Below are 21,372 nucleotides of genomic sequence, written 5' to 3'. Positions count from 1 at the left end.
TTGATGGCCTATAGCGAAGACCATATCGCGCTCGCCGCGGAATATGCGCTCGGTACGCTCGATGCCGACGAGCGCACGCAGGTCGAGACCATGATGGCCGTCGACACGGAGTTCGCCGCGCTCGTGCTGGCCTGGGAGTTCAGGCTCGGGCCTCTGAACCAGATGGTCGGCCTGGTCGAGCCGCGCCCGGTGGTCTGGGAAAACATCAAGGCGGCGATCGGCCATGCCGGCGCGCCGCAGGCGCCGCTGGTGCTGCCCGAGACGCCCGCCGCGACGGTGACGCCGCCGCCACCGATCACCGACGATCCCGAATTCGGCTCGGCGTTCGATCCGGAGCCGTCGCAGCCATCCGAGACGCGTCGGCCGGCCGAGATCCGGCAGCTACCGGTCCAGCCACCGATCGGCGCAGGCGACAGCAACGTGATCGCGCTTGCGAGCCGCGTGAAACGCTGGCGCGGCATCGCCTCAGCCGCGACCGCGATCGCGGCCGCGCTGCTGGTCACGCTCGGCCTGCAGGTCTACCGGCCCGACGCGTTGCCGAATGCGATCCGTCCGAAGCCGCGCATCCAGACCGTGGAAGTGAAGACGCCGGCGCCGGCGCTCGCGCCGTCGGCGCAGTATGTCGCGCTGTTGCAGGGACAGAATGGCGGGCCGGCCTTCATCATGACCATCGACGGCGCGACCAAGAATTTCACCGTGCGCAAGGTCGGCGCTCCGTCCGAGCCCGGCAAGAGCTTTGAGCTCTGGCTGATCTCCGACAAGCTGCCGCAGCCGCGCTCGCTCGGCGTGATCGGCGCTGATGATTTCACCGCGCGCCCGGTGCTGTCGGGCTACGATCCCGACGTGATCAACGGCGCCACCTACGCGGTGACCGTCGAGCAGGCCGGCGGTTCGCCGAACGGCCAACCGACCTCGGCGCCGATCTTCACCGGCAAGCTGATCGAGACCGTGCCGCCTGCGTCGAACACGCCGCCACGGTAGGCCAGCGCGCCTCATCGTTGGAGACTTGTCGGAAGCGGTGAGCACGTCATTGCGAGGAGCGGAGCGACGAAGCAATCCAGGCTTCTGCACGTGCGGAAAGATGGATTGCTTCGCTTCGCTCGCAATGAGGTGGAGAGAGCTGTGCGCGCTGTCAGTCGGCACCGGCGTTAAACCAACCACCGCACAAAAAGAAAACGCCCGTGGGGAGCGGGCGTTTTCGATAGTCAACTTGGGGGTAGTTGGGGGTCTTAAATATCCACGCAGCGACTTTGGGGGGCTGTAAAGAACACTACGTGAATTCGTGAAACTCTCCTGTTAGCGGACCAGCGAGTTGCTGGTGCTCGTGATCGCGACCGGCTTACCGGCCTTCATGACACGTGCCGTCTGGGTGTAACCTTCGTCCGACGAATTGTGCGCGGTGATGCCGAAACCAGCGACCAGGATACCGGCGACCAACGCCACGACCACAATCTTCAGGTGCGTCATACGATCAGCGCTGTAGATCGAGTGGTTCATGGAAGTCACCTGCCGCCTTCCTGCTCTCAATAAATCTGTCGGTTCTGTCTGTTGTCCGGTTCAACGTCTCGCGCCTCGCTAACGTAGGATTTGTCGATTCCGTTCCCTAGGGGGCATCACAAGGCCGTGATGAGACGTGATCGGCCGCGATCAAGAGCCGTCTCCAACTCCCGATGACGACATTAACTGCTCGTAATATCAGTGGCTTGACGGATGGTCGGAATACGATACCTCAGATAGGTCCGTTCCGGACTGTTCCACATAAATCAGTTGCCTGTGGCGAGAAAACACAGGCGAAAACGCAAATGATTTGCGGCCGCTAGACGCTGCCGACGGTCTTCAGCCGGGCCCGCGGATGGATCTCGGCCTGCGACAAAACGGTGGTCTGCGAGCGGAACCGTTCCACCAGTGAGCGAACGAACGGCCGGATCGCGGCCGACGTCACCAGCACCGGCGCCTCGCCCTCGCGCGCCGCCTGCTCGAAGGCGTTGCGCACGGCGGTCATGAATTCCGACAGCTTGGAGGGCTGCATCGCCAGGCTGCGGTCGTCGCCAGTGCCTACGATCGATTCGGCAAACGCCTGCTCCCAGCGCGCCGACAGCGCGATCAGCGGCAGATAGCCGTTCGGCGAGGTGTTCTGGGCGCAGATCTGCCGCGCCAGCCGGGCGCGGACATGCTCGACCATGCTGGCCGGATTGCGCGAGAACGCCAGCGCGTCGGCGACGCCCTCGAGGATGGTGGAAAGGTCGCGGATGGAAATCCGCTCGGCGAGCAGCAATTGCAGCACGCGCTGGATGCCCGACATCGTGACCTGGCTCGGCACGATGTCCTTGATCAGCTCGCCCTGCTCCTTCGGCAGGTCCTTCAGCAGCTTCTGCACCTCGCCGTAGGACAGCAAGTCCGACATGTTGGTCTTGAGCAGCTCGGTCAGGTGCGTCGACAGCACCGTGGCGGCGTCGACCACGGTGTAGCCTTTCAGCGCGGCTTCTTCCTTCAGGCCGGCATCGACCCAGGTCGCCGGCAGGCCGAAAGTCGGTTCGATGGTGTGGATGCCGGGCAGCTGTACCTGGTTGCCGGCGGGATCCATGACCATGAACTGGCTCGGCCAGATCTTGCCGGTGCCGGCGTCGACTTCCTTGATCTTGATGACGTAGCTGTTGGCCTCGAGCTGCACATTGTCGAGGATGCGCACCGCCGGCATCACGAAGCCCATCTCGATCGCGAGCGAGCGGCGCAGCGCCTTGATCTGCTCGGTGAGGCGGTCGGTGCCGTCGGGACCGTTGACCAGCGGCAGCAGCGCGTAGCCGAGCTCGATCTTGAGGTCGTCGATCTTCAGCGCGGCGGCGATCGGCTCTTCGGCGGCGGCAGCGGCGGCGGCCGCGGCTGCAGCGGGGGCGGCAGCGGCGGCGGCCTCGGCAGCGTTGGCGACCCGCTTCTTCTTGCGCGCGTTCCAGGCCAGCGCCGCGGCGCCGGAGCCGAGCGCCAGGAACGGCAGCGTCGGAATGCCCGGCAGCAGCGCCAGCACCAGCATGACGCCGGCCGACATGCCGAGCGCCTGCGGATAGCCGGAGAGCTGGCGCATCAGCGCCTTGTCGGCGGCGCCGGTGATGCCGGCCTTGGAGACCAGGAGGCCGGCTGCGGTCGAGACGATCAGCGCCGGCACCTGGGTGACGAGGCCGTCGCCGACCGTCAGCACGGTGTAGGTGCGGGCGGCTTCACCGAAGGAGAGGCCCTGCTGGGCGACGCCGATGATGATGCCGCCGACGATGTTGATGCCGACGATCAGGAGGCCGGCAATGGCGTCGCCGCGGACGAATTTCGAGGCGCCGTCCATCGCGCCGAAGAAGCCGCTTTCGTCTTCCAGCGCCTTGCGGCGCTCCTTGGCGGCCTTCTCGTCGATCAGGCCGGCGGACAGGTCGGCGTCGATCGCCATCTGCTTGCCGGGCATCGAGTCCAATTGGAAGCGCGCCGCGACTTCGGCGATACGGCCCGAACCCTTGGTGATGACCACGAAGTTCACGATCACCAGGATCGCGAACACGATGATGCCGATCACGAAGTTGCCGCCCATCACGAAGTTGCCGAAGGCCTCGATGACGTGCCCGGCGGCCGCCGTGCCCTCGTGGCCGTGGCTCAGGATCAGCCGGGTCGAGGCCATGTTCAGCGACAGCCGCATCATGGTCGAGATCAGCAGGATGGTCGGAAACGACGAGAATTCCAGCGGTGCCTGGATGAACAGCGAGGTCATCAGGATCAGGATCGAGATCGTGATCGAGACTGCCAGAAACAGGTCGAGCACGATCGACGGCAGCGGCAGGATCAGCACCACCAGGATGGTGAGGACGCCGAGCGCCAGCGCGAGATCGCCGCGCTTGAGGATGTCGCCGATCTCGCCGAGGCTCGGCAATCCGCCCTTGCCTGCCGTGCCCTGACCCGCCGTGACGTCGACCATGGTAGCCGCTCTCCCCCGCGACTGGCGGCCGCGGCCGCCAAGCGTCTGCGCGACGGCCGCAGGGCCGCCGTTCCGAAAGTGAGGCACCGCGCTGGCGTTCACGGGGATCTCCGCCCGTTAGACGCGTTCGACGACACTCGACTTCACTCGGCAATTCTTGCCGGGTGTATGGTTAGCAAAGGGTTAATAAGTGCGTTTTGCGGGGGCACGGGTCGTCGCAGGCGCCGGCATGGGGGATTTTCGGCCGCGAGGGGTGGTGGGAACGCCCGGCCGTTCCGGCGGCGGGTTCGCTGCCTCTATCTGAGCGCGCCGAGCACGACGCCCGATGCGGCGATGAGGCCGAGCGTGATGACGCTGGCGCGCCACAGCAATTGCTGCCGGGCGGCGCGCTGGTCATGAAAGGCCAGCCAGTCGCGAACGAAGCCTGCGGGAATGTCGAACACCACGGCAAGCTCGTCGCGATGGTGCGTCTCATGCTCGCAGTACATCGTCCGGACCGTCGGCACGCCCAGCCGCTCGAGCTCGCAATGCCACTCCCAGGCATGCTTGCCGTTGGTCCAGCGATTTTCGAAGGGGATCACGTGTGATTCCATGACGAGCCTCCTGGCCCACCGTTGAACCTCACGTGGCAATATTAGCTCGATATCCGGACCGGCGCGAGATCGGTGTCGGCTGCCCGAGACCGATCATGGCGGCGTCAATCGGCTGAGAGCATCCATTTGCGCCAATGCGTCGGCTGGATGTCGTGATGCCTGCTGCCGGCAGGGTCGACCCATTCGGCGCCGTCCCGGTGGCACGGGAACATCAGCGCGTGCACCATGCCGTCATAGTCGAGGACACAGACCTCGAGCTCTCGGTCCGACGGCGCTGACGCAACGGGTAACCACTCTGCTGACGACGTATGCATGACGATCCTCCGACGCTGTGCGCTTCGACCCTTTACCTTGCGATCTGCGCGCCATCCGGGCGGGATGATAGGTCCGGACGGCGGGCAGCCAGTGTGAACCGGCTCGCATTGTAGCAGTTTCTCATCAGCATGGATCACGGTTCGACGGATGATATTCCCGCTCGATCGGTCCGTTGCGATCGCTGCGGTGCACGATGCGGATTGAACTTTCGCGGCCCGGCCTCCGACCAAACGCCAGCAACGCCACTCAGCCGCAAGAGGCATCCATGTCGAATCGGGCAGGTCGAACCATGACAGCAGCCTTTGCTGCTGCGATCGCGCTGCTGTCGGTGCCGGCGTCCGCCGTGACGCTGCCGGACGACCGGGCCTGGATGATCCGCATGATCGCCTGCAAGGGCAACGGCGTCCTGATGGAGGTCTACCTGCCGCAATCCGTCGTCTTCGCGCCGCATGGCGGCATGGCCGCGGGCAAGACCGCGGACGGCTACTACACGCTCGATCTGACCGAGCTCAACAAGGGCAAGGACCTCGAGCCGGTGCATGTGACGATGAGCGCGGACAAGAAGTCCGTGACCGTCGACCAGTACACGCGCGGCTTGCCGCCGACCCGCATACCGGTCGGCGGCGGCACGGTGGATTTCGACCAGCGCTTCGGTATCGGTGCGAAGTGCGGTCCGTTCCAGGCGCAGGATCCGAACTACGGCAATTGAGGCGCCTCACGCGCCGGTGAAGGTAATGCGTCCCCTTGCTGGCGCATGCCTAATCTCTCGGCAATGCGGCTTGACCCGGAGGCAAATGCCGACGAAGTTCCGCGTGCCGTGGTAATTTCTTCTGAATTTTCCCCTGAAGCCGCAGTGTTCATTCCCGACTCGCGCCGGGCATGGCTGCGCCTTGCCGTCGCCGTGGCGATCGGCTCGCTCGGCAGCGTCGGCATGTGGTCAGTCGTGGTGGCGTTGCCGGCGGTGCAGACCGATTTCGGCGCGACCCGTGGAACGGCCTCGCTTGCCTTCACGATGGTGATGCTCGGCTTCGGCCTCGGCCAGGTCGTGACCGGCAAGATCAGCGATCGCTACGGCATCGTCACTGCGATCGGCGCCGGGATCGGCATTCTGGGCGTCGGCTATATCGGCGCCGGCTACGCGCCGTCGATCTGGGCCTTCATCCTGCTGCATTTCGCAATCGGCCTGTCGTCAGCCGCGACCTTCGGTCCTCTGATGGCGGAGGCCTCGCACTGGTTCGAGCGCTACCGCGGCCTCGCGGTCGCGATCGCCGCCAGCGGCAATTATGTCGGCGGCACGGTGTGGCCGCCGCTGGTCAATTTCGGCATGCAGAGCGTCGGCTGGCGCACCACCCATATTGCGATCGGCATCTTCACCGCGATCGCGATGGCGCTTGCGCTCGTGGTGCTGCGTTTGCTGATGGGCGCGGCGACCCGGCGCAGCCATGTCAACGCGGCGCCGCCGCGGGTCGACATGCGGCTCTCCACCAACGCGCTGACCGCGATCCTGTCGCTCGCGTCGATCTCCTGCTGCGTGGCGATGTCGATGCCGCAGGTTCACATCGTCGCCTATTGCGGCGATCTGGGCTACGGCGTGGCGCGCGGCGCCGAGATGCTGTCGCTGATGCTCGGCTTCGGCATCATCAGCCGGATCGGCTCCGGCTTCCTCGCCGACAGGATCGGCGGCATCCGCACGCTGCTGATCGGATCGATCGCGCAGGGCGCGGCGCTGCTGTTCTATCTGTTCTTCGACGGCCTGATCTCGCTCTACATCATCTCGGCGATGTTCGGCCTGTTTCAGGGCGGCATCGTGCCGAGCTACGCCATCATCGTGCGCGAGGCGATGCCGGCCTCGGAAGCCGCGACCCGGATCGGCATCGTGATCTTCGCCTCGGTGTTCGGCATGTCCTTCGGCGGCTGGATCTCGGGCGTGATCTTCGACGCCACCGGCTCCTATGCCGCGGCCTTCGCCAATGGCCTTGCCTGGAACCTGCTCAACGTCAGCATCATCCTGCTGCTCCTGATGCGGTCGCGGCAGCGGCTGGCGATGGCCTAACCCTCGATCACACCGCCTGACCGGCCTTCAGCAATGAGCAGCCGGTGATCTTCAAGCTGCCGTCGGCCTGCCGCTCCAGCGTATAGAGCGCCTCCCACGCCTCGCCATTGGCGTCGACGATGTGAACGCGTTGCGCGATCCGGTCGCCCGCGCTCTGCGCCTCACCGAACTCGAAGCTCCTGTGGCGATAGACCGGCGCGTATTGGTTCTGCACCATCGACATGAAGATATCGGCCTGCGGAAAGATCTGGCGGATCGCGGGCGCGGCGTAGGAATAGGCCGCCGCGGCGTCGTCGCGGCCGAACGCCTGCTCCTGGGCGCGGATCACGTCCTGCGCGCTGCCAACGTCGTCGGCGATGGCGGGCGAGGCGAGGGCGAACAGAAGGGCGGCAATGAGGGCGATCGCGCGCATCGGAAGGCTCCCTGGTCGATCCTTGAGCTTACGCGGCAAATCCGGCGTGGTTTCACGCGCGATCGATTCCCGTCGAAAAATTGATCTGCCGCAAGGCTTCCTCCGGCCGGCGCACTAACCTTGTTTTGCCAATCTTGGAGGACCGTCATGACCCTCGATACCATTCTCGTCGTCATCGCCGTGACCATGATGTTCGCGACGGTCGCGTTCGTGATCGCCTATGGCGACCACCAGACCCGTAACTTATGATGGCGCAGCCGCCCGGCCGCGCAGCTACCTGATCGAGCCCTTGAAACTGTCGATGTCGGCCGAGGGACGGGCAGGAAACAGCCGCGCGGTCGAGGAGTTGTCGAGCCGGCGCTTGCATTTCGCCTGGTCGGCGCTGTCCTCGGTGCCGTCCTTCCCGGTGCGCTTCCTGGCAAAGGCATCGTCCTGCCGGTTGACGATCAGCATCGCATGGTCGCGCTCGAGCGTATCCGGATTCTTGCGCTGCTCGTCGGAGCGGAACGCACCGCCGGTGACCTTGCCGGTCATCTCGTAGTCGCAGCCGGCCTTCCAGTCGCCCTGGTCCCACTTCCATCCGGCCGCTTTCAGCGCGCCGTCTTTCCCAACGGTGACCTTGATGATGGCGTTATAGGCGAGCCAGACGCCGGCAAGCCCGCTGCGCTTGTCGTCAAAGCCTTCGAGCAGCGCCAGGCGTTCGCGCTGCAATCCGTTGACGTGATCGCGCGCATCGACGGTGAAGTGGACCTGCGAGCTCTGCTTGTTCCAGGCCGGATGCAGGAATTCCGGGAATTGTTCGGTCTGGCTCTTCACCCAGTTGCGCTGGTCGTCAATCAGCGCGCGCCGCGTCGCCTCGTCGAGCCGCGGCTGCAACGCCTTCCAGGCGCGGTTCAGCCGCTGGTCATTGTCGGCGAGATCAGGATCGGCGCAGATTTCCTCGTCGGTTGCGGTCTCGGGCCTGGTGCAATCGAAGGTCGGCGCGATGAACGCGGTGTCGGTCTTGTCGGATGCCGCATCCTTGCCGGCGGCAAAGTAGCTGCCGGTGACCTGCCACATCGACGAGCAGTCGTTGCGCCCGTCAAACTCCTCGTCATCGATGGTGCCGACGATCCGCAGCGTGTCGCCCTGGCGGCGGAGTTTTATTGACGGCGGCTTGCTTGAGGCGGCGGCATCGGTCGCCATGTTGGTCTTGGGCTTGTCGGGCGGCGTCTCGGCCTCGATCAGCACGGGGCCGGAGAGCCAGGTAGTCCCCGAGGGCTTCAGATCGGCCGTCAGCTTGCAGGTTCGCCTGCGATCGCCGCCATAGTCGCCGCGCAGGTCGGCGGCGAGGCGATAGGCGCCGCCTTCGCTCGGCGTCAGCGTGAGGTGGCCGAAGGCATTGACCCAGTTGCCTGACAGGCCCGTACGGCCGGATGCGATGCCCTCAAGCGCGGCCGCGCGGCGGCGCAAGGCCGCGGCAAAACTTGCTTTCAGCTCGTCTTCGTCGGTATCGGCCAGCACGTCCGCGGCGTCGATGATCATCTCGTTGAACCAGGCCTGGTCGCGCTTCAGCAGCGGCCTGACATTCGCCGGCAGCTTGGGAAGCGCCGCGTCGAACGCCTTGTCGATCTGCGCCACGAGCCTGTCGTAGCCGGCCTTCTTGCAGTCAGCGGTCTTGATCCGGTCGTCGCCGCTATCGCCGCACAGCCTGATCGCGGTCGGCGCGCTGCTCGATGCGCGCAGGAAATCGTCCATCGCAGCCGACGCGCCGGGCGCAAGGACCGAGATGGCCGCGACGGCGGCCGCAAGCCGTGGGGAGCAAGGCATCGGCGTCACCCGCAAGGCCGCGGCACGCGGCCCTTGCGGCTTGGGTCGCGCAGCGCCCGCGCCGGGTTCAAAATGTCGGCGGCGTACAGGCCGAAATCACCTCGCACGGCTTGGCGCCGATGCAGCGGAAGCGGTGCGGGCGGCGGCTTTCGAAGTAATAGGCGTCGCCGGCGTTGAGCACCCGCCGCTCGTCGTCGACCGTGACCTCGAGCCGGCCCGAGACCACGATGCCGCCTTCCTCGCCTTCGTGCACCAGCGGCACCCGGCCGGTGTCGCTGCCGGGCTCGTAGCGCTCTTTCAGGATCTGCAACGCCCGTCCGAACAGGCTGTCGCCGATCTGGAGGTAGGAGATCGGCTTCTTGCCGATCTCGGTCAGCTCGTCGGCGCGGTAGAACGCCTTGCGCGGCCGCTCCGGCTCGATCGCGAAGAATTCCGCGAGCCCCATCGGAATGCCGTCGAGGATGCGCTTGAGCGCGCCGACCGACGGGTTCATCTGGTTGGATTCGATCAGCGAAATCGTCGAATTGGTCACGCCGGAGCGCTTGGCGAGCTCGCGCTGCGACAGCTTGTGCCGCGCGCGGATGAATCGAAGCCGCCCGCCGATGTCGACGCTCATGGAAGATCCCTGTTGCAGGTGTTGCGGATCGAACAAATAGTCGCAGACCGCCTCAACAAGATCAATGGCTTGCGATGCGACAGAAAAGGACTTGTTGAGTGTCGTGAAGAGTGGTCCGACTAGGCGCAGTCAGCAATGGAGCGCCGCCGTGACCGTTCATCAGATTCCGAACACCATCAAGACCGATTCGTTCTGGATGCCCTTCACGGCCAACCGGCAGTTCAAGAAAGCGCCGCGGCTGTTCTCCTCCGCCAAGGGCATGTACTACACCTCGGTCGACGGCCGGCAGGTGATCGACGGCTCCGCCGGTCTCTGGTGCGTCAACGCCGGCCATGGCCGACCGCAGATCGCGGCCGCCGTCGAGCGCCAGCTCTCCACGCTGGACTTCGCGCCTTCCTTCAACATGGGCCATCCGCTGGCGTTCGATTTCGCCGAGCGCCTCGCCGAGATCGCCCCGAAGGGGCTGGATCGGATCTTTTTCACCAATTCGGGTTCTGAATCGGTCGATACCGCGCTGAAGATCGCGCTGGCCTATCACCGTGCCGCCGGCCAGCCGACACGCACCCGTCTGATCGGCCGCGAGCGCGGCTATCACGGCGTCGGCTTCGGCGGCATGTCGGTCGGCGGCATGGTCGCCAACCGCCGCCAGTTCGCGACCCATCTGCCGGGTGTCGACCACATCCGTCATACCCATGATCTCGCCCGCAACGCCTTCGCCAAGGACCAGCCGGACCACGGCGCCGAGCTCGCCGACGACGTCGAGCGGATGGTCGCGCTGCATGGTGCCGACACCATCGCGGCCGTGATCGTCGAGCCGGTGCCCGGCTCCACCGCGGTGCTGCCGGCGCCGAAGGGCTATCTGCAGCGCCTGCGCGAGCTCTGCACCAAGCACGGCATCCTCCTGATCTTCGACGAGGTCATCACCGGCTTCGGCCGCCTCGGCACGCCGTTCGCCGCCAACTTCTACGGCGTCACGCCCGACATGATGACGACCGCCAAGGGCATCACCAACGGCACCGTGCCGTGCGGCGCGGTGTTCGCCAGCCGCCAGGTCCATGACGGGCTGATGGTCGGCCCGGACAACGCCATGGAGCTGTTCCACGGCTACACCTATTCGGCGCATCCGGTGGCCTGCGCCGCAGGTCTTGCCACGCTCGACATCTACAAGGACGAGGGTCTCTTGACCCGCGGCGCCTCGCTCTCCGATTACTGGCGCGATGGCCTGCACTCGCTCAAGGGCCTGCCGAACGTCGTCGACATCCGCAATCAGGGCCTGATGGGCGCGGTCGAGCTCGCGCCGCGCGATGGTGCCGTCGGTGCGCGCGGCTACGACGTCATGGTCGATTGCTTCAATCGCGGCCTCTACTTCCGCATGAGCGGCGATTCGCTGGCGCTGTCGCCGCCCCTGATCGTCGAGAAGTCGCATATCGACGACATCGTCTCGATCCTCGGCGACGCCATCAAGCGCGTGGCCTGATAATTGCTAGCTAAATTATAGCTAGCTCTACAAATTGCTGTCGCCGTTGCGAAGCAGAGTAGTTTCGCAGCGGCGATTGCGTTTTCGCTGCAGGATGTGAGGAAAAGTGAAGGTCCTTGTTCTCGGCAGTGGCGTGATCGGCGTCACTTCGGCCTATTATCTTGCGCGCGCCGGCCATGAAGTGACGGTGATCGACCGTCAGCCGAAGCCTGCGCTCGAAACCTCCTTTGCCAATGCCGGCGAAGTGTCGCCGGGCTATTCGTCGCCCTGGGCCGGCCCCGGCGTGCCGGTGAAAGCGGTGAAGTGGCTGCTGATGAAGCACGGACCGCTGGTGATCCGCCCGAAGCTAGATCCCGTGATGTGGCTCTGGCTGCTGAAGATGCTGCGCAACTGCACCACGTCGCGCTACGCGGTGAACAAGAGCCGGATGATCCCGATCGCGGAATACAGCCGCGACTGCCTGCAGGCGCTGCGCAATGACATCGGCATCCGCTACGACGAACGTGCGCAGGGCACCCTGCAGCTGTTTCGCGAGCAGGCCCAGCTCGATCACACCGGCGACGACATCGCCGTGCTGAAGCAATACGGCGTCCCGTTCGAGGTGCTCGACCGTGACGGCTGCATCAAAGCCGAGCCGGCGCTGGCCGGCGTGAAGCAGAAATTCGCCGGCGGGCTGCGGCTGCCGCATGACGAGACCGGCGACTGCCACATGTTCACGCAGGCGCTGGCGCTGGAAGCCGAGAAGATCGGCGTGCGCTTCAACTTCAATGTCGGCATCGACGGACTGAACGCGGATGCCACCCGCATCACCGGCGTTGCGACCAGCGCCGGCCTGATGACCGCCGACACCTATGTCCTCGCGCTGGGCAGCTACTCGCCGCATCTGGTGCGGCCGCTCGGCATCTCGCTGCCGGTCTATCCGGTGAAGGGCTATTCGATCACGGTGCCGATCAAGGATGCGAGCGGCGCGCCTGAGTCCACCGTGATGGACGAGAGCTACAAGGTCGCGATCACCCGGCTCGGCGATCGCATCCGGGTCGGCGGCACCGCCGAGATTTCGGGCTATTCGACCAAGCTCTACGACGCGCGGCGCGCGACGCTGGATCATTCGCTGACCGATCTGTTTCCGCGCGGCGGTGACCTTGCCAAGGCAACCTTCTGGTGCGGACTGCGCCCGATGACGCCGGACGGCCCGCCGGTGATCGGCGCAACGCGCTTTGCCAATCTGCACCTCAACACCGGCCATGGCACGCTCGGCTGGACCATGGCCTGCGGCTCCGGCCGGGTGCTGGCGGACATGCTCTCCGGGAAAAAGCCCGAGATCGACACCAAGGAGCTGTCCATCAAGCGCTACGATCACCGTTTCGGCTAGGCTTCATCGCCGCCAGCGAAGGGCTATTCGGCGGCATCCCGGTCCACGGACGGTTCGGCATCGTCGTCTCGTTTCGTGGCCGTCCAATTCGAAAGCGCGTTCGACAGCCGGTCGAGATAGAGATACACGACCGGCGTCGTGAACAGTGTCAGCGCCTGGCTCACGATCAGGCCGCCAACCATCGCATAGCCGAGCGGCTGACGAATTTCCGCCCCTGTTCCGGTGCCCAGCATCAGCGGAACGCCGCCGAGCAGGGCGGCCATCGTCGTCATCATGATCGGGCGGAAACGTAAGAGCGCCGCCTTCCGGATCGATTCACGCGGCGACAGATGCTCTTCGCGTTCGGCGGCGATCGCGAAGTCGACCATCATGATGCCGTTCTTCTTCACGATCCCGATCAGGAGGATGATGCCGATCAGCGCGATCAGGCTGAAATCGAACCCGAACGCCATCAGGATCGCCAGCGCACCGACGCCGGCCGACGGCAGCGTGGACAGAATCGTGAGCGGATGGATGTAGCTTTCATAGAGCATGCCGAGGATCAGATAGACCACGACCAGCGCAGCCAAGATCAGCAGCGGCACCGAGCTCAGTGATTCCTGGAAGGCCTGCGCGGTGCCCTGGAAGCTTGAACTCAGCGTCGCCGGAGCGCCGAGATCGGCGACGGCGTTCTGGATGGCATCGGTGGCCTGACCGAGCGCGACCCCTTGTGCGAGGTTGAAGCTGATCGTGGTCGCAGGAAACTGCCCCTGATGGGCGATTGCGAGCGGGCGCACCGGCACTGTCGTCCACTTGGCGAACACGGAGAGCGGGACTTCGTCGCCCGTCGCCGGCGACTTGATGTAGAGCTTGTTGAGCGTATCGAGCTTGCCCTGCAATTCGGGGAGGATCTCCAGGATGACGTGATAGCTGTTGAGCTGGGTGAAGTATTGGGCCACCTGGCGCTGGCCGAACGCGTCGTACAGCGTGTCGTCGATCAATTGCGGCTGGATGCCGTAGCGCGACGCGGTGTCACGATCGAAGGTCATCGTCAGCGTCGTTCCCTCGGTCTGCTGGTCCGTCGCGACGTCGCGCAATTGCGGCAGCGTCTTCATCTTGGCCAGGATCTTCGGCGCCCATTCGTTCAGTTCGGCCAGGTTCGCATCCTGCAGCGTGTACTCGAACTGCGTTCGCGTGGCGCGTCCGCCGAGCCGGACGTCCTGGGAAGCCTGCATGTAGAGGCGCGCTCCCTCGACCGCCTCGAGCTTCGGCCGCAACCGCGCGATGATCTGCTGCGCGTCCGCGTCGCGCTCCTCGTGCGGCTTCAGCGTGATGTACATGCGGCCCGAATTCAGCGCGGTGCCGCCGCCGCCGATGAACTCGGCCATGCTGTCGACCGCCGGATCGGCCCGGACGATCCGGCTGAGTTCTTCCTGATGCTGCTTCATGTCGGCAAACGAGATGTCCTGGGCCATCTCCGACACGGCGTTCAGGAAGCCGTTGTCCTGTTGCGGGAAAAATCCCTTTGGTATGATCACGAACAAATAGACCGACAGTGCCAGCGTCGCGAAGAAGATGCAGAGCGTGGTCCGGCTCCAGCTCAGCGCCAGATCGAGGCCGCGCTCATAGCCATGCAGCATCCGCTCGAATGCCGCTTCGCTCCATTGGTAGAGCCGTCCGTGTTTCGTTTCGCCATGCGCGCGCAGGAAGCGCGATGCCATCATCGGCGTCAGCGTCAGCGACACCACCAGCGAGACGAAGATCGCCATCGCCAGGGTCACCGCAAACTCGCGGAACAGCCGGCCGATGACGCCCCCCATCAGCAGCAACGGGATCAGCACCGCGACCAGTGAAATGCTGATCGACAGGATCGTGAATCCGATCTCGCCGGCGCCCCGCAGCGCCGCGGCAAGCGGCCGCTCACCCTGCTCGACGTATCGCGTGATGTTCTCCAGCATGACGATGGCGTCGTCGACCACGAAGCCGACCGCAATCGTCAGCGCCATCAGCGAAAGGTTGTCGAGCGTATAGCCGAACACCCACATCAGCGCGCAGGCGCCGAGCAGCGCGAGCGGCACGGTGACGGCGGGAATCACCGTGGCCCAGAAGCTGCGCAGGAAGATGAAGATCACCATGACGACCAGAACGATGGTGATCAGCAGCGTGATCTGCACGTCCTCGACGGCGGCGCGGATGGTCAATGTCCGGTCGCTGATGATCTTGATCTTGATGGCGGGCGGAATCGCGGCAATCAGTCTCGGAAGCTGCGCCTTGATCCTGTCGACCGTCCCGATGACATTGGCGCCGGGTTGCTTGAAGATGACGAGGAAGACGCCGCGCTTGCCGTCCGCCCAGGCGGCCTGCTTCATGTCTTCCGGCCCGGCGACCGCCTGGCCGATGTCGCGAATCCGCAACGGGCCGCCGTTGCGGTAGGCGACGATGACGTCATTCCAGTCCTTGGCATCCGGGAGCTGATCGTTGGCGTAGATCGTGTAGGCGCGGCTCGCGCCGTCGATGTTGCCTTTCGGGCTGTCGACCGTCGTGATGGCGATCTGGCTGCGGATATCTTCCAGCGAGAGCCCCTTGGCGACCAGCTTGGCGGGATCGATCTGCACGCGGATCGCGGGCTTCTGCTGCCCGCCGATGAAGACCTGGGCGACGCCGGAAATCTGGCTGATCTGCTGCCCGAGCTGGGCGTCGACCGCATCGCTCACCCTGATCAACGGCAGCGTGTCGGAGGTCGCCGACAACAGCAGAATCGGCGAGTCCGCCGGGTTGACCTTGCGGTAGGTCGGCGGCGACGGCAGGTTCTTGGGCAGCTGGCCGCCAGCGGCGTTGATCGCGGCCTGGATGTCGTTGGCGGCGCCGTCGATGTTGCGGTTCAAATCGAACTGAATGGTGACCGCGGTCGACCCGAGCGAGCTCGTCGAGGTCATTTGCGCGATGCCGGGAATCTGCGCGAATTGCCGCTCCAGCGGTTGCGCAACGGAGGAGGCCATGGTTTCGGGGCTGGCGCCCGGCAGGCTTGCAGAGATCTGGATGGTCGGAAAGTCGACCTGCGGAAGTGGCGCGACCGGCAGCAACGGATAGGCGACGATGCCGACGAACAGAATGCCGGCCATCAGCAGCGAGGTGCCGATAGGGTAGCGGATAAACGGAGATGAGATGCTCTCGTTCATTTCGGCAATCCAAATGAACGGCAGGCGCATCTTTTCCCGAATGCCGGGACTCGTCCTCGAAAGCTCGAGCGCGAACGCGCGTTTTCCTCGCCATGGCCAATCGGCAGATCGCGGAGTTGGCTCTCGCGTCTACCTGTTTTTTGCCAGCATAGTCATTCCCGGGGACGGCGCGCGAATGGAAACACCGGATCGCTCATTCGACCTTCGTTCAATGGCCGGCATCCGCAGGCCCAACACGTGGTGTTCGCGCGGAGTATTTCTGACTACGATATCCTTGTAGCAGCTACGGTGAGCGCGGCCGGCCGGCCTTCTTCTTCGCGGGTTTCCCCGTGGATACCGCCTTGGCCGCCGGCTGCAGCCGCAGCCCGTCCACGAACACATCCAACAGCCTGAGTGCCGTGGTCTGCCAGCCCGGCTGGTCGTGCATGTAGCACATGCCGATCAGCGCACGCAGCACGTCCTCGGCGCTGATGTCGTCGCGAATGGCGCCGGCCGCGACGGCGCGCGCCAGCAGCGTGCCGATCGCCTTGGTCAGGCGGTCGAACGAATAGGCGTGCAGCTCGGTCGAGCCGTGCGCGACCAGCGCTAGGGCTGCCACCATGCCCTTCTTGGTGGCGACGAATTCCACATTGGCGCGCAGCCAGCGCCGCAACGCCTCGACCGGTTCGGGCGCGTTCTGTAGCTGCTCGGCAAGATCGCCGAGCTGCTCGACCTCGCGGCGATAGACCGCCTCATACAGCGCCTCGCGGGTCGGGAAGTGGCGATACAGCGTGCCGATGCCGACGCCGGCGTGGCGCGCGACGGCCTCGAGGCTCGCCTCGCTGCCGCCGGCCGAGAACACGGCCTTGGCCGCTTCCAGCACGCGCTCGCGATTGCGCACGGCGTCGGCGCGCGGCTTGCGGACAACTTCTGGTGATGAACCGGCCATTCCTTTTTCTTTTTACCCTCCCTTGTAAACGGAGGATGCCTCCGTATATGGCGACCAGCACCGGGCCTGACAAGGCGCGCCGATCATGCATCGGCGGCCACGGGTTCGCGTTGCCTCGATTCAACCCGACCATACACGGATCGGAGCCCTGCATGAATCTTCCACTCAGTCTCACCATCAACGGCGTTCGACGGGACATTGTCCTCGACGACCCCCGCGTCACCCTGCTTGACCTGTTGCGCGAGCGGCTCGACCTCACCGGAACCAAGAAGGGGTGCGACCGCGGCCAGTGCGGCGCGTGCACCATCCTGGTCGACGGCCGCCGCATCAATTCCTGCCTCGCGCTCGCAATCAGCCATGACGGCGCCGAGATCACGACCATCGAAGGCGTCGGGCGCGGCGGCGAGCTGCATCCGGTGCAGGCCGCCTTCATCGCCCATGACGGCTTCCAGTGCGGCTTCTGCACGCCGGGCCAGATCATGAGCGGCATCGGCCTGATCCAGGAGGGGCAGGCCGGCGACGATCCGGAGCGCGTGCGCGAATGCATGAGCGGCAATCTGTGCCGCTGCGGCGCCTATCAGGGGATCACCGAAGCCGTGCTCGAGGCGCAATCCAACATGACCGCCAGCAAGCAGAGGCGCTCCGCATGATGAACTTCGATTATGTCAGGCCGGCCAGCGTCGCGGACGCGATCGCGGCGGCTTCCGAAAAGGGCGCGAGCTATCTCGCCTCCGGCACCAACCTGCTCGACCTGATGAAGGGCGGTGTCAGCCGGCCGAGCCGCCTCGTCGACGTCACGCGTCTGCCCGGGCTCGATCGCATCGAGCATCTCGCCGATGGTAGCTTGCGCATCGGCGCGCTGGTGCGCAATGCCGATCTCGCGCATGACGCCGCGTTTGCGCGCAACTATCCCGCGGTCGCCGAGGCGCTGCTGTCGGGTGCATCCGCGCAACTGCGCAATGCCGCGACGGTCGGCGGCAATCTGATGCAGCGGACGCGCTGCGCCTATTTCTACGACGCCGGCAGCGCCTGCAACCGGCGCTGGCCCGGCGCCGGCTGCGACGCGTTGAAGGGCGAGAACCGCCTGCACGCGGTGCTCGGCTGGAGCGAGGGCTGCATCGCGACCCATCCGTCGGACTTCTGCGTGCCGCTGGTCGGGCTCGATGCTGTCGTCGAGATCGAGGGCAAGGGCGGCCGGCGCGAGTTGCCGCTCGAGGCGCTGCATCGGGTGCCCGGTGAGACGCCGGAGCGCGAGACCGCGCTGGAGCGGGGCGACCTGATCGTCGCGCTGCGGCTGCCGACTGAAGCGCAAGGCTTCGCTCGCCATGCCCGCTACATCAAGGTGCGCGAGCGCACGTCCTACGCTTTCGCCGTGGTCTCGGCCGCGGCGGCCTTACGCATCGAGGATGGCAAGATCCGTGAGGCGCGGCTCGCGCTCGGCGGCGTCGCGGCAAAGCCGTGGCGCGCGCGCGAGGCCGAGCAGGTGCTCGCAGGCGCCGCGCCCGATGCGGCTGTTTATCGCGAGGCGGCGCGCGCCGCGCTCGCCGATGCAAGGCCGTCAGGCGACAACGCCTTCAAGATCGAGCTCGCGCAGCGCATCGTCGTGCGCGCGCTCACCCTTGCTGCCGCAGGCACGCCGGATCGCATTCCCGCGCTGCCCGGCTCTCCCTTCTCATCCGTTGCAGGAGCGTAACGCATGACGGTTGAACTCAGTCTGACCCGCGACCCCGCCCATATCAGGCATGGCTCGAACATCGGCCAGCCGATGACCCGCACCGACGGCGTGCTGAAGGTCACCGGCAAGGCGCGCTATGCCGCCGACAATCACCCGCCCGGCATGGTCTATGCCGTGATCGCGACCAGCTGCATCGCGCGCGGCCGCGTCACCGCGCTCGACGTCGCCGCCGCCAAGCGCCATCCCGGCGTCATCGACGTGATGACGCCGGCGCACAAGCCCGACCTTGCCGAAGATCCGGACGCCAAGGGTAATCCGTTCGCCTTCCGCATGGAGCTGTTGCAGAGCGACGAGGTGCGCTACGCCAACCAGGCGATCGCGGTCGTGATCGCCGAGACGCTGGAAGCCGCGACCGAAGGCGCGGCGCTGCTGTCGCCGCGCTACCAGGTCGAGATCGCGCGCGTCGGCCTCGACGCCGGCGAGGCCTATGCGCCACCGGTGGTCGGCATCGGCAATCCCGCCGAAGTCCGCCACGGCGATATCGATGCCGGCATGACCGCGGCCGCGAAGCTGACAGATTCGACCTACGAGACGCCGGCGCAGTATCACAACGCGATGGAGCCGCATGCGATCGTCGCGGTGTGGGACGGCGACCGCCTGTTCATCGACACGCCGAGCCAGGGCATGGGGTTCGCACAGATGCGCATCGCCGGGCTGTTCGACATTCCGCCGGCGAACATCCACATCAACAGCCCGTTCCTCGGCGGCGGCTTCGGCTCCAAGGGGCTGATCTCCGGGCCGCAGGTGCTCGGCATCATGGCCGCCAGGCTGATCGGCCGTCCGGTCAAGCTGGTGCTGCGCCGCAGCCAGATGTATGGCCCGGTCGGCCATCGTCCGCCGACCCGCCAGCGCATCCGGATCGGCACCGACGATGCCGGCCAGCTGACCGTGATCAATCATGAGGCGCGTGTCACCACGTCGAGCTTCGACGATTTCTACGAGCCCGCCGCCGACGCCTCGCACACGCTCTATGCGAGCCCTGCGATCCGCACCGCGCACGAGGCGGTGCGCGTCGACACCGGCACGCCGCTGTTCATGCGCGCGCCGGGCGAGGCCACCGGATCGATCGTGCTGGAAAGCGCGATCGACGAGGCGGCGTTCGCCTGCGGCATCGATCCGCTGGAGTTTCGGCTGAAGAATTATGCCGAGGTCGAGCCGACCACCGGCAAGCCGTTTTCATCCAAGGCGCTGCGCCAGTGCTATGCAAGAGCCGCCGAACGCTTCGGCTGGGCGGGCCGTCCGCTGCAGCCGAAGCAGATGCGTGACGAGAACGGCTTTCTGGTCGGCTGGGGCATGGGGACCGCGACCTTCCCGGCCATCATGTTCCAGGGCAATGCGCGCGCGGTGATCCGCGCCGACGGCAAGGGCGTGATGGAGACCGGCGCGCATGATATGGGGCAGGGCGCCTGGACCGCGCTGGCGCAGATCTCGGCCGACGCGCTCGGTCTCGATTTCGATCAGCTGACGTTCCGCTCCGGCAGCTCCGATCTGCCCGATGCGGGCATTGCCGGCGGCTCGGGGCATACCGCAACCGTCGGTGCCGCGATCCACAATGCCGGTGCGGCCGTGATCGCCAGGCTCGCCGAGCTCGCGACCTCGGATGAGCGCTCGCCGCTGTTCGGCGCCGGCAACGCCGGCGTGGTGGCGCGCGGGCCGGCCGGCTGCATCGCCGCGACGATGACGCGCGCAGCGAAAGCTACGCCGATATCCTGGCGCGTGCCGGCGTTGCCGAGGTCGAGGCCAGCGGCACTGGTGCCGCCGATGCGGCGGCGCAGTCGCAATATGCGATGCACGCGCATGGCGCTGTGTTTGCCGAGGTCAAGGTCGATCCGGAGCTCGGCCAGATCCGCGCCACGCGGCTGGTCGGCGCATTCGCGGCCGGACGCATCATCAATCCGCTGATGGTGCAGAGCCAGCTCTACGGCGGCATGATCTGGGGCCTCTCGTTCGCGCTGCACGAGGAGGCGGTGATGGACCATCGTTCGGGGCGCATCCTGAATGCGAACCTCGCCGAGTATCATGTGCCCGTGAATGCCGACGTGCCGCCGATGGAGGTCATCACCGTCGACGAGCACGATCCGCACGTCAACCCGCTCGGCATCAAGGGCGTCGGCGAGATCGGCATCACCGGCAGCGCCGGCGCAGTCGCCAACGCCGTCTTCCACGCCACCGGGATCCGGGTGCGGAATTTCCCGATCAAGATCGAGGAAATCGTGATGGGGTTAAGCTGACGCAGCTTGATACGATCGCGGTGTAAACATCATCGTCGTCCCGGCTTTCGCCGGGACGACGATGATGGGACTACCCCGCCGCCGTCACGCAATTCACCCACAGCACCACGGCGTTGGCATCACGCGCCGGGTTGGAAAACCGATGTGGGCGGCGGCTGGCGAAACGGAAGCTGTCGCCCTGCTTCAGCGTCCAGGTCTCGGTGTCGACCGTCAGAATCATCTCGCCTGACAGCACGAGGCCGGCCTCTTCGCCGTCATGGGTGTAGAACTCGTCGCCGGTGTTACCGCCGGGCTCGAGATGCACCAGGAACAGATTGAGCCGGCTCTCGCTGCCGGCGGGGCTCAGCAGCTGCTTTGAAATGCCGGTGCGCCACAGCTTCAGCTCGGCGCGCTGCACCTCGCGGGTCACGACGCCGCCGGCGCCGTCGTCCTTGGGCGTCGCGCCGAACAGCGCGGCGATGCCGACGCCGAGCACGTCGGCCAGCGTCGCCAGCACCCGCAGCGAGGGCGACGACAGGCCGCGCTCGATCTGGCTGATGAAGCCGATCGACAGGTCGGTACGCGCGGCAACTGTCTCCAGCGACATCTGCTTGGTGCGGCGCAGGTCGCGGATGCGGCGGCCGACCGCAAGATCCATTGCGGGTTCGGCCGGCTTCCTGGCCGGTTTTCTGGCGACGCGGCGTGCTGTCACGGGCTTCGCTGCCGCGCCTTTGCGCATTCTCTT

At 65.9% G+C, this 21,372-nt stretch carries 17 protein-coding genes and 1 pseudogene; 8 read left to right on the top strand and 10 right to left on the bottom strand.

Going from position 1 to position 21,372, the window contains the following annotated elements; genetic code table 11:
• The first annotated feature begins 3 nt into the window (after positions 1 to 3).
• Complete coding sequence (locus AC066Y_RS21360; RefSeq protein ID WP_478275589.1) at positions 4 to 981, top strand: anti-sigma factor; 978 nt, start codon at positions 4 to 6, stop codon at positions 979 to 981.
• A 315-nt stretch (positions 982 to 1,296) separates the two neighbouring features.
• Here AC066Y_RS21360 and AC066Y_RS21355 read toward each other — a convergent pair whose 3' ends face one another.
• The 4 genes from AC066Y_RS21355 to AC066Y_RS21340 form a co-directional block, all read right to left on the bottom strand.
• Entirely contained in the window at positions 1,297 to 1,497 is a 201-nt protein-coding gene (locus AC066Y_RS21355) for a hypothetical protein (protein WP_478275588.1), read from the bottom strand.
• A 319-nt stretch (positions 1,498 to 1,816) separates the two neighbouring features.
• Entirely contained in the window at positions 1,817 to 3,949 is a 2,133-nt protein-coding gene (gene flhA / locus AC066Y_RS21350) for a flagellar biosynthesis protein FlhA (RefSeq protein WP_478275587.1), read from the bottom strand.
• Positions 3,950 to 4,245: 296 nt separating this feature from the next.
• Positions 4,246 to 4,542, bottom strand: a complete 297-nt coding sequence (locus AC066Y_RS21345) for a hypothetical protein (protein WP_176529589.1) — start codon at positions 4,540 to 4,542, stop codon at positions 4,246 to 4,248.
• Between the two features lie 104 nt (positions 4,543 to 4,646).
• Positions 4,647 to 4,856 (bottom strand): hypothetical protein, encoded by a 210-nt coding sequence (locus AC066Y_RS21340; protein WP_478275586.1) that lies wholly within the window; start codon positions 4,854 to 4,856, stop codon positions 4,647 to 4,649.
• Between the two features lie 290 nt (positions 4,857 to 5,146).
• Here AC066Y_RS21340 and AC066Y_RS21335 point away from each other — a divergent pair, with 290 nt between their 5' ends.
• Together AC066Y_RS21335 and AC066Y_RS21330 are read left to right on the top strand one after the other, a co-directional pair.
• Positions 5,147 to 5,566 (top strand): hypothetical protein, encoded by a 420-nt coding sequence (locus AC066Y_RS21335; protein WP_478275585.1) that lies wholly within the window; start codon positions 5,147 to 5,149, stop codon positions 5,564 to 5,566.
• 144 nt (positions 5,567 to 5,710) lie between these two features.
• Positions 5,711 to 6,910 (top strand): MFS transporter, encoded by a 1,200-nt coding sequence (locus AC066Y_RS21330; protein ID WP_478275584.1) that lies wholly within the window; start codon positions 5,711 to 5,713, stop codon positions 6,908 to 6,910.
• Between the two features lie 7 nt (positions 6,911 to 6,917).
• Here the strand turns inward: AC066Y_RS21330 and AC066Y_RS21325 are convergent, their stop codons facing one another.
• The 3 genes from AC066Y_RS21325 to AC066Y_RS21315 all read right to left on the bottom strand — a co-directional run bounded on the left by AC066Y_RS21325 (position 6,918) and on the right by AC066Y_RS21315 (position 9,747).
• Complete coding sequence (locus tag AC066Y_RS21325; RefSeq protein ID WP_478275583.1) at positions 6,918 to 7,322, bottom strand: DUF4864 domain-containing protein; 405 nt, start codon at positions 7,320 to 7,322, stop codon at positions 6,918 to 6,920.
• A 273-nt stretch (positions 7,323 to 7,595) separates the two neighbouring features.
• Positions 7,596 to 9,131 carry a lysozyme inhibitor LprI family protein gene (locus AC066Y_RS21320; protein WP_478275582.1) on the bottom strand — a complete coding sequence of 512 codons (1,536 nt, stop codon included), beginning with the start codon at positions 9,129 to 9,131 and terminating at the stop codon, positions 7,596 to 7,598.
• 67 nt (positions 9,132 to 9,198) lie between these two features.
• Entirely contained in the window at positions 9,199 to 9,747 is a 549-nt protein-coding gene (locus AC066Y_RS21315; RefSeq protein WP_018273259.1) for a cupin domain-containing protein, read from the bottom strand.
• A gap of 148 nt (positions 9,748 to 9,895) precedes the next feature.
• Here AC066Y_RS21315 and aptA point away from each other — a divergent pair, with 148 nt between their 5' ends.
• Both aptA and AC066Y_RS21305 read left to right on the top strand, forming a co-directional pair.
• Positions 9,896 to 11,224 carry an omega-aminotransferase AptA gene (aptA, locus tag AC066Y_RS21310; RefSeq protein ID WP_229187663.1) on the top strand — a complete coding sequence of 443 codons (1,329 nt, stop codon included), beginning with the start codon at positions 9,896 to 9,898 and terminating at the stop codon, positions 11,222 to 11,224.
• Between the two features lie 106 nt (positions 11,225 to 11,330).
• Positions 11,331 to 12,596, top strand: a complete 1,266-nt coding sequence (locus AC066Y_RS21305) for a D-amino acid dehydrogenase (protein WP_478275581.1) — start codon at positions 11,331 to 11,333, stop codon at positions 12,594 to 12,596.
• A gap of 23 nt (positions 12,597 to 12,619) precedes the next feature.
• Here AC066Y_RS21305 and AC066Y_RS21300 read toward each other — a convergent pair whose 3' ends face one another.
• Together AC066Y_RS21300 and AC066Y_RS21295 are read right to left on the bottom strand one after the other, a co-directional pair.
• Positions 12,620 to 15,754 carry a multidrug efflux RND transporter permease subunit gene (locus AC066Y_RS21300; RefSeq protein WP_478275580.1) on the bottom strand — a complete coding sequence of 1,045 codons (3,135 nt, stop codon included), beginning with the start codon at positions 15,752 to 15,754 and terminating at the stop codon, positions 12,620 to 12,622.
• Between the two features lie 283 nt (positions 15,755 to 16,037).
• A complete protein-coding gene (locus AC066Y_RS21295; RefSeq protein ID WP_478275579.1) occupies positions 16,038 to 16,682 on the bottom strand; it encodes a TetR/AcrR family transcriptional regulator in 645 nt (214 codons plus the stop codon).
• A gap of 152 nt (positions 16,683 to 16,834) precedes the next feature.
• Here AC066Y_RS21295 and AC066Y_RS21290 point away from each other — a divergent pair, with 152 nt between their 5' ends.
• From AC066Y_RS21290 to AC066Y_RS21280, 3 genes and pseudogenes are all read left to right on the top strand, one after another.
• Positions 16,835 to 17,332, top strand: a complete 498-nt coding sequence (locus AC066Y_RS21290) for a (2Fe-2S)-binding protein (protein WP_478275578.1) — start codon at positions 16,835 to 16,837, stop codon at positions 17,330 to 17,332.
• Positions 17,329 to 18,375 (top strand): FAD binding domain-containing protein, encoded by a 1,047-nt coding sequence (locus AC066Y_RS21285; RefSeq protein WP_478275577.1) that lies wholly within the window; start codon positions 17,329 to 17,331, stop codon positions 18,373 to 18,375. The genes AC066Y_RS21290 and AC066Y_RS21285 overlap by 4 nt, the downstream gene beginning before the upstream one ends.
• A gap of 3 nt (positions 18,376 to 18,378) precedes the next feature.
• Positions 18,379 to 20,648: pseudogene (locus AC066Y_RS21280) on the top strand (xanthine dehydrogenase family protein molybdopterin-binding subunit).
• A 70-nt stretch (positions 20,649 to 20,718) separates the two neighbouring features.
• Here the strand turns inward: AC066Y_RS21280 and AC066Y_RS21275 are convergent.
• A complete protein-coding gene (locus AC066Y_RS21275) occupies positions 20,719 to 21,366 on the bottom strand; it encodes a cupin domain-containing protein (protein WP_478275576.1) in 648 nt (215 codons plus the stop codon).
• Positions 21,367 to 21,372 lie beyond the last annotated feature (6 nt).

The sequence above is a fragment of the Bradyrhizobium sp. USDA3010 genome (assembly GCF_056429065.1).
The sequence above is the reverse complement of the archived record's forward strand: the minus strand, read 5'-3'. Positions and strand labels throughout refer to the sequence as shown.